This window comes from Acidovorax sp. SDU_ACID1, from assembly GCF_045291395.1.
GTDB lineage: Bacteria > Pseudomonadota > Gammaproteobacteria > Burkholderiales > Burkholderiaceae_C > MR-S7.
Map to the genome: position 1 here is coordinate 4263934 of NZ_CP152342.1, position 13981 is coordinate 4277914.

Genomic DNA, 13981 nt, shown 5'->3' on the forward strand with positions numbered 1-13981 from the left:
GGCCCGCGAACGGGCCGTCTTTAGTTGTTGTGGCGTCAGTCGAACGGCTGGGGCCGCTTGGTCTTGTCGCTGGAGGGCGGCAGGATCGGCATCGCGATCTGGGGCTGGTCGCCCGTCAGCGTCTTCAGGAACGCGACGATGTCGGCGTTCTCCTGGTCGGTGAACTTCTTGCCGAGCTGGATGCGGCCCATGGTGTCCACGGCCTGGGCCAGGGTGTCGGCGGCGCCGTCGTGGAAGTAGGGATAGGTCAGCTCCACGTTGCGCAGCGTCGGCACCTTGAAGTTGAAGCGCTCGGCGTCGTTGCCGGTGACGGCGGAGCGGCCTTCGGCCGGGTTGTCGGTCTTGTAGGCCTCGACCAGGCCCATCTTCTGGAACGAGGTGCCGCCCAGGTTGGGGCCGTTGTGGCAGGCGACGCAGCCGGAGCCCTTGAACAGCTCGTAGCCGCGCAGCTCCTGCGCCGTGATGGCCTTCTTGTCGCCCTTGAGCCACTTGTCGAAGCGCGAGTTGGGCGTGACCAGTGTCTCCTCGAACGCGGCGATGGCGGAGGTCACCTCGTCGATGGTGAGCTTGTCGTGGCCGAAGACCTTCTTGAACTCATGCACGTACTGCGGGATGGAGCGCAGCATGTCCACCGCGAGGTCGTGCGAGAAAGCCATCTCGCCCGGATTGGCGATGGGGCCGCCGGCCTGTTCCTTCAGGTCCTTGGCGCGGCCGTCCCAGAACTGGGCCACGTTCAGGCTGGAGTTGAGCACCGTGGGCGAGTTGATCGGGCCCTTCTGCCACTTGTCACCGATGGAGGTCTTGAGGTTGTCGGAGCCGCCCATGCTAAGGTTGTGGCAGGAGTTGCACGAGATGAAGCCCGAGCGCGACAGGCGCGGGTCGAACCACAGCTTCTTGCCCAGCTCGACCTTGGCGGGCTCGGTCACCTTGGGCACCGCGATGGGCTGCACGGGCTCCTGCGCACGCGCGGGAGCCGCTGCCAGTAGCGCGGCCATGGACACCGCGCCCAGCACGAACCGTGCGGCGTGGCGGAGGGAGGGGGACTTGTGTTTCATAGGGGACTCCACTTCTTTCTTTGTCGCAAACCGTGTCTATGCGCTGTGGATCCCATTCTTCGGGAAGGCGCTGCCCTGCTTCTTGATGCAGAGCAACCCCAAAGACATTTTCGGCAAAATGGTTATTGATTCCGCCAGGCGAAAAGCCGGCCGGCGCGCTCAGCGGTCGCGCAGCAGGTGCACGGCGTGCGGCAGGGAGCGGGCCTCGGGTACGAAGTGGTCCAGCCCCGCGCCCAGAACCACGGCGCAGAGCAGCGCACCCAGCAGGGGCTTCCAGGTCAGGCGCACGGCGGCGGCGAGCCAGCCCGCGCGCTCGGCGCCCATCACCGCGCGCGCCGCCGCGACAGAGAAGGCCAGCTCCACCGCGACGGCCATCAGCACCTCGGAGCCAAAATAGGCCCAGGCCAGCGCGCCGGCGCCGAACAGCACCGCCGCGCCCAGCAGGAAGATGGCCACCACGGGCACGACCACCACCGCGCCTTCGTCGGCGCTGCCCGCGGCCTCCAGCGCGCCCGAGGCGGCATCGCCCAGGCCGCCATCGGCCATGCCCCAATCGCCGCTGGCACCGCCGCCCGCGTAGTCGCCGCCCCCACCGCTGCGGGGCGCGGCCGGGCCGCCGCCGCGGCCCGAGGGCCAGCCCACGTCGGGCAGCAGGTCGGCGCCGTCGAGCGTGCCGCTGTCCTTGCGGGCGGGCCGCAGCAGCCACGCGGCCCACAGGCGCAGCACCAGCAGGTAGGCGAGGTAGCCCACGCCCAGCGTGGCCAGGTAGCGCAGCGCCAGGGACTGCACGCCCAGCAGCATCTGCGCGTGCGACACGGCCCACATCACGGCCAGCGTCAGGCTGCCGATGCACCAGCCATGCAGGCGCAGGCGGTGGCGCTGCTGCAGGCTGTCCTGCAGCACACGCCGGGGCGCACGCATGCGGCGCCAGGTGGAGCCTTGGCCGCGCGGGCGCGCCATATCAGTCCAGGGCAGCGACTGGCACGCGCGGCGCGAGCGCGCACATCAGCTCGTAGCCGATGGTGCCGCCCGCCTGCGCCACTTCGTCGATGGGCAGCACGGCGCCGCTGCCCGCACGGCCCCAGAGCGTGACCTCTGCGCCGATGCCGGCCTGGGGCACGGGCGTCAGGTCCACGGCGAGCATGTCCATGCTCACGCGGCCCACGGTGCGCGTGCGCACGCCCTCCACCAGCACGGGCGTGCCGGTGGGGCAATGGCGCGGGTACCCATCGGCGTAGCCGCAGGCGACGACGCCGAGGGTGAGGGGCCCTTCGGCCGTGAAGCGCGATCCGTAGCCCACCGTGTCGCCCGCCTGCAGTTGCTGCACGCCGATGAGGCGCGAGGCCAGCGTCATCGTGGGCTGCAGCTCCCAGTCGGCGGCGGTGCGCTCGGGGTGGTCGGGCGCGCCGCCGTAGAGCACGATGCCGGCGCGCACCCAGTCCAGGCGCACATCGGCCTCGCCGCCATGGCGCAGGATGGCGGCACTGTTGGAGATGCTGCGCTCGCCCGGCAGGTCCTGCGTGGCGCGGTGGAAGGCCTGCACCTGGTGGGCGATGCCGCGGGCGCCGTCGGCGTCGCTGAAGTGGGTCATGAACGAGATCTCGTCCACCTGCGGCAGCGCGTTCAGGCGCGCCCATGCGGCGCGGTAGCGCTCGGGCTTGAAGCCCAGGCGGTTCATGCCGGAGTTCATCTTGAGGAACACACGGTGCGGCACCTGCGTCTTGTGCGCGGCCAGCCAGTCGATCTGCGCGTCGCAGTGCACCGCATGCCACAGGCCCAGGCGCGAGCACAGCTCCAGGTCGCGCGGTTCGAACACACCCTCCAGCAGCAGGATGGGACCGCGCCAGCCCAGGGCCCGTACGCGCTCGGCTTCGGCCAGGTCCAGCAGCGCGAAGCCGTCGGCCGCGCGCAGGCCCTCGAACGCGCGCTCGATGCCGTGGCCGTAGGCGTTGGCCTTGACCACGGCCCACACGCGCGCATCGGGCGCAGCACGGCGCGCACGCTCCAGGTTGTGGCGCAGCGCAGCGGTGTGGATGGTGGCGTGGATGGGGCGCGGCATGGGGGTGTTTCTACGGGGGCGAGGGGGGCCATTCTGGCATCGGCGCTGCGGATACGCGTGATATAACCGCCCGTCGCTCCTCGGAGTGTTTCGATTTTTCACAGTCCATCAGCCCCACTGATGGACCCACAGCCATCCGATGAAGCGCGGTTTCTACACCATCATGTCGGCGCAGTTCTTTAGCTCGCTGGCCGACAACGCCTTGTTCGTGACCGCGGTGGAGTTGCTGCGCACCAGCGGCGCAGCCGAATGGCAGCGCGCCGCCCTGGTGCCGATGTTCGCCCTGTTCTACGTGGTGCTGGCCCCCTGGGTGGGTGCGTTCGCCGACTCCGTGCCCAAGGGGCGGGTGATGTTCATCAGCAATGCCGTCAAGGTGGTGGGCTGCCTGATGATGCTGTTCGGCTCGCACCCTCTGCTGGCCTACGCGGTGGTGGGCCTGGGCGCGGCGGCCTACTCGCCGGCCAAGTACGGCATCCTCACCGAGCTGCTGCCTGCGTCCCAGCTCGTCAAGGCCAACGGCTGGATCGAGGGGCTGACCATCACCTCCATCATCCTCGGCGTGCTGCTGGGCGGCCAGCTCGTGGCGCCGCACATCTCCAGCGTGCTGCTGGGCCTGGACGTGCCGGGCGTCGACCTGGGGATCGACCTGCCGGCCGAGGCGGCCATCATGGCCCTGGTGCCGATCTACGCGCTGGCGGCCTGGTTCAACCTGCGCATCCCGCTCACGGGCGTGGAAATGCGCCCCATGCCGAGCAACCCCGCCCTGCTGCTGCCCGACTTCTGGGCCTGCAACGGGCGCCTGTGGCGCGACAAGCTGGGGCAGATCTCGCTGTCCACCACCACGCTGTTCTGGGGCGCCTCGGGCAACCTGCGCTACATCGTGCTGGCCTGGAGCGCCGCGGCGCTGGGCTACAGCACCACGCAGGCCTCGGCCCTGGTGGGCGTGGTGGCCATCGGCACGGCGGTCGGCGCGGTGCTGGCCTCCATGCGCATGCGGCTGGACGTGGCCACGCGCGTCATCCCGCTGGGCATCGCCATGGGGCTGCTGGTGATGCTGATGAACTTCATCGGCAGCATCTGGCTGGCGATCCCCTTCCTGATCCTGCTGGGCGGACTGGGGGGTTTCTCGTGGTGCCCATGAACGCGCTGCTGCAGCACCGGGGCCACAACCTGATGGGCGCGGGCCGCTCCATCGCCGTGCAGAACTTCAACGAGCAGGCCGCCATTTTGGGCATGGGCGCGTTCTACAGCCTGTCCACCAAGTTCGGGCTGTCGGCCTTCGGCGCCATCACCGCGTTCGGCCTGGTCGTGGCCGGCGTGATGTGGGTCATCCAGCGCTGGCACGCCCACAACCTGGTCCGCCACAGCGAGGAGGTGGCGCACCAGATCGCCATCGCCCGCCACGACCACCACTGAAACTCCTGTTTTGATAGCTGACAGCGCTTGACCAGCAAGCGCTGGGGGCATATTTTTCATGCAATCGCAGCTGCCCGTCCTCGCCCTGCTGTCCAATGCCTTCATCTGGGGGCTGGCCTGGTGGCCGTTCCGCGTCATGCACGGCGCAGGGCTGCACCCGCTGTGGGCCACGGCAGTGATGTACTGCGGCGTGCTCGCCCTGCTGCTGGCGCTGCGCCCGGGCATCTGGCGGCAGGTTTGCGCGCACCCGGCCCTGTGGATGCTGGCACTGAGCTCGGGGCTGAACAACGTGGCGTTCAACTGGGCCATCACCATCGGCGACGTGGTGCGCGTGATCCTGCTGTTCTACCTCATGCCCGCCTGGGCCGTGCTGCTGGCCTGGCGCATCCTGGGCGAGCGGCCCACGCCGCAGGCGCTGGCACGGCTGCTGCTGGCCTTCGCCGGGGTGTTGCTGGTGCTGTGGCCCGCCGAGGGCGGCGTGCAGCGCCTGGGCGCCGCCCTGAGCCTGGCCGACGCGCTGGCGCTGCTGGGCGGCTTCATGTTCGCCCTCACCAACGTCCTGCTGCGCCGCATGCACGCGGTGCCGGGCCAGGCGCGCATGTTCACCATGTTCGGCGGCTGCATGCTGATGGCGCTGGCGGCCGCCGCTGCGGGCCACGCGCTGGGACAGGTGCCGGGGTTTCCGCCATTCGATGCCACCTGGGCCGGCGTGGCAGCGCTGCTGGCGCTGCTGCTCATGGCGGGCAACTGGGCACTGCAGTTCGGCGCCGCCCGCCTGGCGGCGGGCACGACGGCGGTGGTCATGCTGTCGGAAGTGGTGTTCGCCAGCGGCTCCTCCATGCTGGCGGGTGCCGCGCAGCCCACGCTGCGCACCCTGCTCGGCGGCGTGCTGGTGATGGGCGCCGCGCTGCTGGCGGCGTTGCGCCGGTGAGCCTCGCGCTGTAAGCCAACGCCGCGAATGACCGGCCCGGGGATGGACGGGCTGCACCCGGCCGCCTAAATTGGGGCATTCCCTTGCAGGAGCCTTCCCATGCCGTCTTTTTCCCGTTGCCTCCCCGCCGCCCTGGCCTTGACCGCCGCAGCCTTGCTGAGCGCGTGCGACCGTACCAAGGACACCCCCACGCCCAGCCCGGCACCCGTGCCCGCGCCGGAGATGACCAGCCCGTCCACGTCCGCTCCCACGTCTGACAGCCATCCCTCCGAGCCCAGTCAGCCGTCCGCCGCCCCCGCCTCCACCTCGGCGCCGGCACCCGGCGAGGGGAGGGAGCCCCCGCGAACATCGACCTGTCCAAGGACTCGAAGTAGCCGGTCCAGCGGCGGGCCGCTGCGGCGTACCATGGTGCCCGCCACAAACAGGAGACTTCCATCCCCACCACCGCCCACGATTTCGAAGCCCAGACCATCGATGGCCGCACGGTGCCTCTGCGCGACTATGCCGGCCAAGTGCTGCTCATCGTCAACACCGCGAGCGCCTGCGGCTTCACGCCGCAGTTCGCCGGCCTGCAGGCGCTGCATGAACGCTATGCCGCGCGCGGGCTCGTAGTGCTCGGGTTTCCGTGCAACCAGTTCGGCCGCCAGGATCCGGGCAGCAACGCGGAGATCGCGGGCTTCTGCCAGCGCAACTACGGCGTGGACTTTCCCATGATGGCCAAGATCGACGTGAACGGCCCCGATGCCGCGCCGCTGTACCGCTGGCTCACGGCCGAAGCGCCCGGGCTGCTGGGCACCAAGGCCATCAAGTGGAACTTCACCAAGTTCCTGGTGGGGCGCGACGGCGAGGTGATCCGCCGCTACGCGCCGCAGGACAAGCCGGAGGCGCTCGCCCAGGACATCGAGGCGGCGCTGGCCGCCTGATCAGGAACCCGCCGCCGCGCGGCGCTGGCGCGCGCGCTCCAGCGTCTGGCCCGCCTGGCGCGCCGGCAGGCCGTACATGTCGGCGAAGGCTTCGGGACTCTGGCCGCTGGCCTCGAATGCGCGCAGCAGCGCCTCGTCCTTCGCAGCCCGTGCCGCGGCCTCCTGCAGCGCTTCGTCGAGCAGGGCGTTGGCCTGCTCGTCACGGCCGCGCACGCGCTTGTCATAGTCCTCACGCGTGAGGCCCGAGGCTTCGAAGGCCTGCACGATGCGGCCCCGCAGCTTGGCCGTCAGGTCCTCCCCGCCGCGCTGCTGGCGGCGGCGGAAGACTTCGAGCAGCGCGTGGTGCACGTGCTCCGGCGCCATGGCCTCCACCGGCTGGCCCTGCAGGTCGTGGCGCTGCTGCCCGGCCGCCACGGCCGTCAGGTAGCGCGTCGAGCGCGTGTGGATGGACAGCGCCAGCTTGAGCGCATCCTTGTCGATGGCCTCGCCGTGCGCGGCCAGCAGGTCCTGGAAGATGCCTCGCTTGAGCGGCAGCAGCGTGGCGCCGAACAGGTGCGGATGCCACTGGGCGAGTTGCTCCAGCAGCGGGTGCGTGCGCCGCGGCGCCGCGGGCTTGGCCTGCTCTGGCGCGGCGGCGGCGCCGGCGGCTTGGCGCCTGCCGCCGCGGCGGCGGCCACGGGCAGCGGGCTGCGCGCCCTGCGGCACGGGGGCGGGAGATGCTTCAGGTGCGGGAGGGACGGTCACGGAGTCGGTCATGAAAAAGCGCGCCATGGCTCACGCGGCGCTGGTCTCGAAAACCCGCCATCATGCCAGCGCTTCGTCCAGCACTTCCACCCAGTGCTTCACGGGCAGGCCCGTGCCGCTTTGCAGATGGGTGATGCAGCCCATGTTGGCCGATAGGATGGCCGCGGGGGGCGCGTCGGCGAACGCCTCGCCCAAAGCGCCCAGCTTGCGGTCGCGCAACTGGTGCGACAACACGGGGTTGAGCACCGAGTACGTGCCCGCCGAGCCGCAGCACAGGTGCGATTCGGTGCGCGCTGTGCGCAACGTGAAGCCCAGGGCCTGCATGTGCCGCTCCACGCCGCCGCGCAGCTTCTGGCCGTGCTGCAGCGTGCAGGGCGGGTGGTAGGCGAAGGGCGCGGCGGCGGGCTTGACGCGCGCGCGCAGCGGCTCCACGAGGTCGGGCAGTAGCTCCGACAGGTCGCGCGTGAGGGCGCTGATGCGCGCGGCCTTTTCCGCGTACTGCGGGTCGCCGCGCAGGATGTGGCCGTATTCCTTCACGGTGACGCCGCAACCCGAGGCGTTCATGACGATGGCCTCCACCTCGCCGCTTTCCACGTGGGGCCACCACGCATCGATGTTGGCGCGCATCTCGGCCTTGCCGCCGTCCTGGTCGTTCAGGTGGAACTTCACCGCACCGCAGCAGCCGGCCTTGGCCGCCACCACGGTCTGGATACCCGCCGCGTCGAGTACGCGCGCCGTGGCGGCGTTGATGTTGGGCGCCATGGCCGGCTGCACGCAGCCCGCGAGCATCAGCACCTTGCGCGCATGCGTGCGCGTGGGCCAGGCGCCCGCGTCCTGTTGGGGCGGCACTTTCTCGCGCAGGCGCTCGGGCAGCAGGCCGCGCACGGCCCGGCCCACGGCCATCGCAGGGCCGAACAGCGGCGAAGGCAGCCCTTCCTTGAGCGCCCAGCGCGTGGCGCGCTCGCCCAGGGGGCGCGGCACCTGCTCCTCGACGATCTTGCGGCCGATGTCCACCAGATGGCCGTACTGCACGCCGCTCGGGCAGGTGCTCTCGCAGTTGCGGCAGGTCAGGCACCGATCCAGGTGCTCCTGCGTGGCGCGCGTGGGCGCGGCGCCTTCGAGCACCTGCTTGATGAGGTAGATGCGCCCGCGCGGGCCGTCCAGCTCGTCGCCCAGGATCTGGTAGGTGGGGCAGGTGGCGGTGCAGAAGCCGCAGTGCACGCATTTGCGCAGGATGGCCTCGGCCTCCTGCCCTTCGGGCGTGCCCTGGTACTGGGGTGCGAGTTGGGTTTGCATGGTGGGTTCTCTTTATCGTTGTGGCGCGGCGCGGCGTGCGCGCCACCAGTGGGCCAGGCGGCCGGAATCGGCTGCCAGCGGCGGCAGCGAGAGCGCGAGCAGGATGGACGCCAGCGGCACCACCCAGATGAAACCTACGTGCTTGAAGCCCGCCGCGCCCACCACGCCGCCCGCGGTGAACATGGACAGCAGGCTCGCGTAGAGGCGCAGGCGCGCATGGTTGGCGCGCACCTGGGCTTCGGGCGGCGTGCCGCTGCGGTTCCAGTACAAGGCCTTGCCCATCTCGATGCCCAGATCGGTCACCACGCCGGTCATGTGCGTGGTGCGGATCTGCGCGGACGACATCTTGGTCACCACCGCGTTCTGCAGTCCCATGATGAAGGCCAGCAGCAGCACGGTGAGCGGCACGGCGAACGGCGTGTTCCAGCCCAGCGTGATCGCGCCCATGAGGCCGAACAGCAGCATCAGCACGGCTTCGAGCAGCAGCGGCAGCGCGAAGCCGCTGCGCAGGCGCTGGTGGCGCGCCCAGTTGACCATGATGGCCGTGGTTCCCGCGCCCGACATGAACGCCCACAGCGTGCCCACGGCGCCCAGCACCAGCGCCATGTTGCCCAGCACGAGGTTGTCGCCCACGGTGGAGAGAAAGCCCGTCATGTGCGAGGTATAGGAGTGCACGACCAGGAAGCCCCCAGCGTTCACCGCGCCCGCGTTGAAGGCCAGCAGCAGGCCCAGCGTGCGGTTGGTGACCGAGGTGCGGTGCCGCCCGGTCAGGTGGCGCAGCAGGCGCATGGCTACGCCATGACGCGGCCGGGGTTGAGACTGCCCGCCGGGTCGAACGCCTGCCGCAGGCGCTGGTGGATCGCGGCGAGCGCAGGATCCGCATCGAATCCGACCTCAGCGTCCTCCCCGAAAGCGCCAGCAGCTATGAAAACAGAAGCATTTCCGCCCGCCTGCGCGGCCAGTGCATGCAGCGCGTCGCCATGCTCCGGCGCCGCCTGCACCCAGCGCAGCCCGCCATGCCACTCGACCAGCGGCGGCGCGACGCCGGTGGGCAGGTGGAGCACCGGCGCCGTCTGTGGCACGGACAGGCGCCACAGCGCATGGCCCCGCGCGCGCTCGGCGAACCACGGCAGGCGCTGGTCGCGGCAGGCCTGCCAGTCGTCCGCCACGCCGGGCGTATCCTGGCGCTCGCCGCCCATGGTGCGGCAGGCCGCCTCCACGGCGGCGTTCGCACCGCGCAGGCGCACGTAGAGCGTGCCCACGCCAGCGTCCTCCACCCAGCAGCTCGCGTTGAGCGGCAGCGGCTGGCCGCCCCAGGCGTTCAGCCGCGCGAGCGCATCGGCCTGGCTGCAGACGAAGCGCAGCGTGGTTTCCGCCGGCGCGAAGGGCAGCACCTTGAGGCTCACCTCGGTGATCACGCCGAGTTGCCCCCATGCCCCCGCCATGAGGCGCGAGACGTCGTAACCCGCCACGTTCTTCATCACCTGCCCGCCGAAGCGCAGCAGTTCGCCCTGGCCGTTGACGATCTCGATGCCCAGCACGTAGTCGCGCACCGCCCCCACGCTGGCGCGCGCCGGGCCCGACAGGCCCGCGGCCACCATGCCGCCGACGGTTCCTCCCGCCGCGAAGCGCGGCGGCTCGAACGGCAGGCACTGGCCCTGGGCAGCCAGCAGTTCCTCCAGCTCGGCCAGCGGCGTGCCCGCACGCACGGTCACCACGAGCTCGCTCGGCTCGTAGCTCACGATGCCCGCAAGCGGCCGCATGTCCAGCGGCTCGCCCGCGCGCGGCGCGCTGCGGTGGAAATCCTTGGTGCCGCCGCCGCGGATGCGCAGCGGGGCGTGGCGCGCGGCGGCGTCGCGCACGCGGTCGATGGTCTGGCGAAGGGCTACGTCCATAAAGGGCGATGGTACTGCCGCACCCCTCGCCAGCCCCGTGCGGCGGATTTGATTTTTTTGAACGGGAAGCGTGAATGCGGTCAGCGGCGCACGAACGGGTTGGGCACTTCGAGGTCGGTGGAGATCCAGACCGCCTTGGTCTCCAGGTATTCCTTGATCGCCTCCACGCCCGACTCGCGGCCGATGCCGGAGCGCTTGTAGCCGCCGAAGGGCGTGGTGAAGCTGGTGGCGCGGTAGTTGTTGACCCACACGGTGCCCGCGCGCAGCCGGGACGACATCAGCATCGCGCGGTGCAGCGAGCGCGTCCACACGCCCGCCGCCAGGCCGTACTGCACGTCGTTGCCAATGCGGATGGCGTCCGCCTCGTCCTTGAACGGGATCACCGCCAGCACGGGGCCGAACACCTCTTCCTGCGCGATGCGCATGTCGTTCCTCACCCCCGTGAAGATGGTCGGCTCGACGAACCAGCCCGCGCCCAGGTCGCCGCGCGCCTTGCCGCCCAGCACGCAGCGCGCGCCCTCGGCGCGCGCGATGTCCAGGTAGCCCAGGATCTTCTCGAACTGCGGGCGCGTGGCGATGGGGCCGATGCGCGTCTGGGGGTCGGTGGGGTCGCCCAGCCGCGCGTCCTTGACGAAATCGACCAGGCGCTCCACCAGCGCGTCGTGGATCGATTCCTGCACCAGCAGGCGCGAGCCCGCGATGCAGGTCTGCCCGGCCGCCGCGAAGATGCCCGACACCACGCCCTTGGCAGCCTGATCCAGATCCGCATCGTCGAACACGATGTTGGGCGACTTGCCGCCCAGTTCCAGCGTGACCGTCTTCAGGCCCCGCGCCGCCGCCTCGTAGATCTTCTGGCCCGCCATCTCGCCCCCCGTGAAGCCCACGTGCGCCACCAACGGGTGGGCCACCAGGGGCTCGCCCACCTCGGCGCCGAAGCCCGTCACCACGTTGACCACGCCGTCGGGAAAGCCCGCTTCCTTGAAGAGCTGCGCGAACAGCACGGCCGACGGCGAGGTGAATTCCGAGGGCTTGATCACCGCCGTGCAGCCCGCCGCCAGCGCGGGCGCGAGCTTCCAGCTCGTCAGCGTGAGCGGCGAGTTCCACGGCGTGATGATGGCCACCACGCCCTTGGCCTCGTAGCGCGTGAAGCAGGTCACGCCCTTCTTGTCGGTGGGGATCACGTGGCTTTCCACCTTGTCGGCCAGACCCGCGTAGTAGCGGAAGTAGTCGGCCACGTAGCGCACCTGCGACGTCACCTCGGCCGCGAGCTTGCCGTTGTCGCGCATCTCCACCTCGGCCAGTTTGGCCGCGTCGCGCCGCAAAAGTTCTGACAGACGAAACATGATTTCGCCACGCTGCGTGGCGCTCATCTGCGGCCACGGCCCCGACTCGAAAGCCTGGTGGGCGGCACGCACCGCCCTGTCCACGTCGGCCGCGTTGCCGCGCGCCACGGTGGCCCAGGTCTGGCCCGAGAAGGGGTTCTGCGTCTCGAAATAGGCGCCGCTGGCGGGGGCGGCGTCCTGGCCGCCGATGTAGTGCTGGAACTGGGGAAGGGCCGGAGTGTTCATGGCTGGAAGAGGGAGAGTTGCGTGGTTTTGTTGCATTGTGCAGAACTAAGTTCTATTATTCAAGCACTTTTCATCCACAGGAGACCGTTCCCATGCACCGCTTCCCTTCCCGCCGCGACGTCGCGGCTCTGGCCGCCGGCCTCGCCCTGTGCGGCGGTGCCTTCGCGCAGGCCGGCGACGGCGCCGCCTTCCCCACCCAGCCCATCCGCATGGTGGTGGGCTTCCCGGCCGGGGGGCCGACCGACGTGTCCGCGCGCCTGATCGCCGACTCGCTCTCGCGCTCGCTGGGCCAGCCCGTGGTGGTGGACAACAAGCCCGGCGCCAACGCCACGCTGGCGGCCGAGCTGGTGGCGCGCGCCAAACCCGACGGCTACACCATCCTCATGGCCGCCACCAACCACCCGATCAACGCCTCGCTGTACAAGAACCTCAAGTTCGACAGCGACAAGAGCTTCTCGGCCATCACGGCAGTGGCCGTCGCGCCCACGGTGCTGGTGGTCAACCCCAAGTTCCCCGCCAGGACGTATGCCGAATTCATCGCGCTGATGAAAGCCAACCCCGGCAAATACAGCTACGCCAGCGCCGGCAGCGGCGGCACGCCCCACCTGTCGGCCGAGATGTTCAAGAGCCTCACGGGCACGTCCATCGTCCACATTCCCTATCGCGGCGCGGCGCCGGCCGTGACCGACCTCATCGGCGGCCAGGTGGACATGTCCTTCGCCACGCTGGGCTCGGTGCTGCCGCAGTTGCGCGCCGGCCAGCTGCGCGCGATCGCCGTGGCCGCGCCCCAGCGCAGCCGCCTGCTGCCCGACGTGCCCACGTTCGAGGAATCGGGCCTGAAGAACTTCCGCCTCGACTCCTGGTACGGCCTGCTGGCCCCGGCCGGTACGCCCAAGCCCGTGATCGACCGCCTGTACGCCGAGACCCTCAAGGCCGTCTCCTCCAGCGACTACCAGAGCAGGCTCAACGCCGCTGGCCTGGAGCCCGTGACCGACAGCAACCCCACGGCGTTCGGCGAACAGCTGCGCCAGGAGATCGCCACCTACGGCGCGCTGGTGCGCGCGAACCACGTCTCCATCGACTGATGACAGCGCCCGCCATGCCCTCCCATCCGCTCTCCGACGCGCCGCCGCCCTACGTGCTCGGCACCATGGCCCTCACGGGCTACTACGGCGCCGTGGCCGAAAGCCAGGCCGCCGCCACCATCGCGCGCTATCTCGACGTGGGCGGCCGCTGCATCGACACTGCCGACCTCTACGCCAACGGCGGCAACGAAACCCTGGTCGGCCGCTGCCTGCAGGGCCGGCGGCAGGGCGTGCTGCTGGCCACCAAGTTCGGCTACACCTTCGGCGAGCGTGCCGACCAGCGCGGCCTGGACGCGCGGCCCGAGCGCGTGCAGCCCGCGTGCGAAGCCAGCCTGCGCCGCCTGGGCGTGGAGCACATCGACCTGTACTACCTGCACCGCGTGGATCCCAACGTGCCCATCGAGGACACCTGGGGCGCCATGGCCCGCCTGGTCGAGCAGGGCAAGGTGCGCGCCCTGGGCCTGTGCGAGGTGGGGCCGCACACCTACCGGCGCGCGGCCGCCATCCACCCGGTGGCCGTGGTGCAGTCCGAATACTCGCTCTGGAGCCGCGAGCCCGAGGAAGAGATGCTCGAATTCCTGCGCGATGCGGGCTCGTGGTTCTTCGGCTACGCCTCGCTGGGGCGGGGCTTCCTGAGCGGCCAGGTGCGCCGCCCCGAGGACTTCGAACCCGGCGACCAGCGCCGCGACATGCCGCGCTTCCAGGGCGAGAACTTCCGGCGCAACATCGAGCTGGTGGACGCGCTGCAGCAGCTGGCGCGCGAGATGGGCGTCACGGCCGCGCAGCTCGCGCTCGCCTGGTGTCGCCGCCAGGGCCTGGCCAGCCCCATCGCCGGGGCCACGCTGCCGGAGCACATCGACGACGCGCAGCGCGCCATCGCGCTGCAGGTGCCCGCCGAAGTCTGGGCCCGCATCGACGCGGTCTTCCCCCTGGGCGCGGCCACGGGCGAGCGCTACAACGCATCGGCCATGAAGCGCCTGGAGACGGGCCGCTGAACGTACGGGGCGAT

General features: G+C 70.6%; 12 protein-coding genes and 1 pseudogene. 5 read left to right on the top strand and 8 right to left on the bottom strand.

Annotated elements, in window-relative coordinates; all coding sequences use genetic code 11:
• Nucleotides 1-35 precede the first annotated feature (35 nt).
• The 3 genes from AAG689_RS20960 to alr all read right to left on the bottom strand — a co-directional run bounded on the left by AAG689_RS20960 (nt 36) and on the right by alr (nt 3114).
• Nucleotides 36-1055, bottom strand: a complete 1020-nt coding sequence (locus tag AAG689_RS20960; protein WP_406623601.1) for a cytochrome-c peroxidase — start codon at nt 1053-1055, stop codon at nt 36-38.
• Nucleotides 1056-1214: 159 nt separating this feature from the next.
• The gene (locus AAG689_RS20965) at nt 1215-2015 is read right to left on the bottom strand and encodes a hypothetical protein (RefSeq protein ID WP_406623602.1); all 801 of its coding nucleotides are present in this window, start codon (nt 2013-2015) and stop codon (nt 1215-1217) included.
• Between the two features lies 1 nt (nt 2016).
• Nucleotides 2017-3114: an alanine racemase gene (gene alr, locus AAG689_RS20970; RefSeq protein ID WP_406623603.1), complete on the bottom strand. Its 1098-nt coding sequence runs from the start codon at nt 3112-3114 to the stop codon at nt 2017-2019.
• A gap of 139 nt (nt 3115-3253) precedes the next feature.
• Between alr and lplT the strand changes: the two are divergent.
• From lplT to AAG689_RS20985, 3 genes and pseudogenes are all read left to right on the top strand, one after another.
• Nucleotides 3254-4530: pseudogene (gene lplT, locus AAG689_RS20975) on the top strand (lysophospholipid transporter LplT).
• Between the two features lie 58 nt (nt 4531-4588).
• Complete coding sequence (locus AAG689_RS20980; RefSeq protein ID WP_406623604.1) at nt 4589-5461, top strand: DMT family transporter; 873 nt, start codon at nt 4589-4591, stop codon at nt 5459-5461.
• Nucleotides 5462-5895: 434 nt separating this feature from the next.
• Entirely contained in the window at nt 5896-6384 is a 489-nt protein-coding gene (locus AAG689_RS20985) for a glutathione peroxidase (protein WP_034689671.1), read from the top strand.
• On the opposite strand, the gene AAG689_RS20990 is transcribed toward AAG689_RS20985, so the two are convergent.
• The 5 genes from AAG689_RS20990 to AAG689_RS21010 form a co-directional block, all read right to left on the bottom strand.
• Complete coding sequence (locus AAG689_RS20990; RefSeq protein WP_406623605.1) at nt 6385-7140, bottom strand: ProQ/FINO family protein; 756 nt, start codon at nt 7138-7140, stop codon at nt 6385-6387. It abuts the gene before it with no gap.
• Nucleotides 7141-7188: 48 nt separating this feature from the next.
• Entirely contained in the window at nt 7189-8424 is a 1236-nt protein-coding gene (gene glcF / locus AAG689_RS20995) for a glycolate oxidase subunit GlcF (protein ID WP_406623607.1), read from the bottom strand.
• Nucleotides 8425-8436: 12 nt separating this feature from the next.
• Nucleotides 8437-9213 carry a YoaK family protein gene (locus AAG689_RS21000; protein WP_406623608.1) on the bottom strand — a complete coding sequence of 259 codons (777 nt, stop codon included), beginning with the start codon at nt 9211-9213 and terminating at the stop codon, nt 8437-8439.
• Nucleotides 9214-9215: 2 nt separating this feature from the next.
• Nucleotides 9216-10319, bottom strand: a complete 1104-nt coding sequence (gene glcE / locus AAG689_RS21005) for a glycolate oxidase subunit GlcE (RefSeq protein WP_406623609.1) — start codon at nt 10317-10319, stop codon at nt 9216-9218.
• Between the two features lie 80 nt (nt 10320-10399).
• Complete coding sequence (locus AAG689_RS21010) at nt 10400-11887, bottom strand: aldehyde dehydrogenase (protein WP_406623610.1); 1488 nt, start codon at nt 11885-11887, stop codon at nt 10400-10402.
• A gap of 92 nt (nt 11888-11979) precedes the next feature.
• On the opposite strand from AAG689_RS21010, the gene AAG689_RS21015 reads away from it, so the two are divergent.
• Nucleotides 11980-12972: a tripartite tricarboxylate transporter substrate binding protein gene (locus AAG689_RS21015; protein ID WP_406623611.1), complete on the top strand. Its 993-nt coding sequence runs from the start codon at nt 11980-11982 to the stop codon at nt 12970-12972.
• Between the two features lie 14 nt (nt 12973-12986).
• Nucleotides 12987-13967, top strand: a complete 981-nt coding sequence (locus AAG689_RS21020; RefSeq protein ID WP_406623612.1) for an aldo/keto reductase — start codon at nt 12987-12989, stop codon at nt 13965-13967.
• Nucleotides 13968-13981: the final 14 nt, after the last annotated feature.

Excerpts from the sequence above, each read along its gene's own strand:
- AAG689_RS20960 (WP_406623601.1), bottom strand. The coding sequence starts at position 1,055 with ATGAAACACAAGTCCCCCTCCCTCCGCCACGCCGCACGGTTCGTGCTG.
- AAG689_RS20965 (WP_406623602.1), bottom strand. The coding sequence starts at position 2,015 with ATGGCGCGCCCGCGCGGCCAAGGCTCCACCTGGCGCCGCATGCGTGCG.
- alr (WP_406623603.1), bottom strand. The coding sequence starts at position 3,114 with ATGCCGCGCCCCATCCACGCCACCATCCACACCGCTGCGCTGCGCCAC.
- AAG689_RS20980 (WP_406623604.1), top strand. The coding sequence starts at position 4,589 with ATGCAATCGCAGCTGCCCGTCCTCGCCCTGCTGTCCAATGCCTTCATC.
- AAG689_RS20990 (WP_406623605.1), bottom strand. The coding sequence starts at position 7,140 with ATGACCGACTCCGTGACCGTCCCTCCCGCACCTGAAGCATCTCCCGCC.
- glcF (WP_406623607.1), bottom strand. The coding sequence starts at position 8,424 with ATGCAAACCCAACTCGCACCCCAGTACCAGGGCACGCCCGAAGGGCAG.
- AAG689_RS21000 (WP_406623608.1), bottom strand. The coding sequence starts at position 9,213 with ATGCGCCTGCTGCGCCACCTGACCGGGCGGCACCGCACCTCGGTCACC.
- glcE (WP_406623609.1), bottom strand. The coding sequence starts at position 10,319 with ATGGACGTAGCCCTTCGCCAGACCATCGACCGCGTGCGCGACGCCGCC.
- AAG689_RS21010 (WP_406623610.1), bottom strand. The coding sequence starts at position 11,887 with ATGAACACTCCGGCCCTTCCCCAGTTCCAGCACTACATCGGCGGCCAG.
- AAG689_RS21015 (WP_406623611.1), top strand. The coding sequence starts at position 11,980 with ATGCACCGCTTCCCTTCCCGCCGCGACGTCGCGGCTCTGGCCGCCGGC.
- AAG689_RS21020 (WP_406623612.1), top strand. The coding sequence starts at position 12,987 with ATGCCCTCCCATCCGCTCTCCGACGCGCCGCCGCCCTACGTGCTCGGC.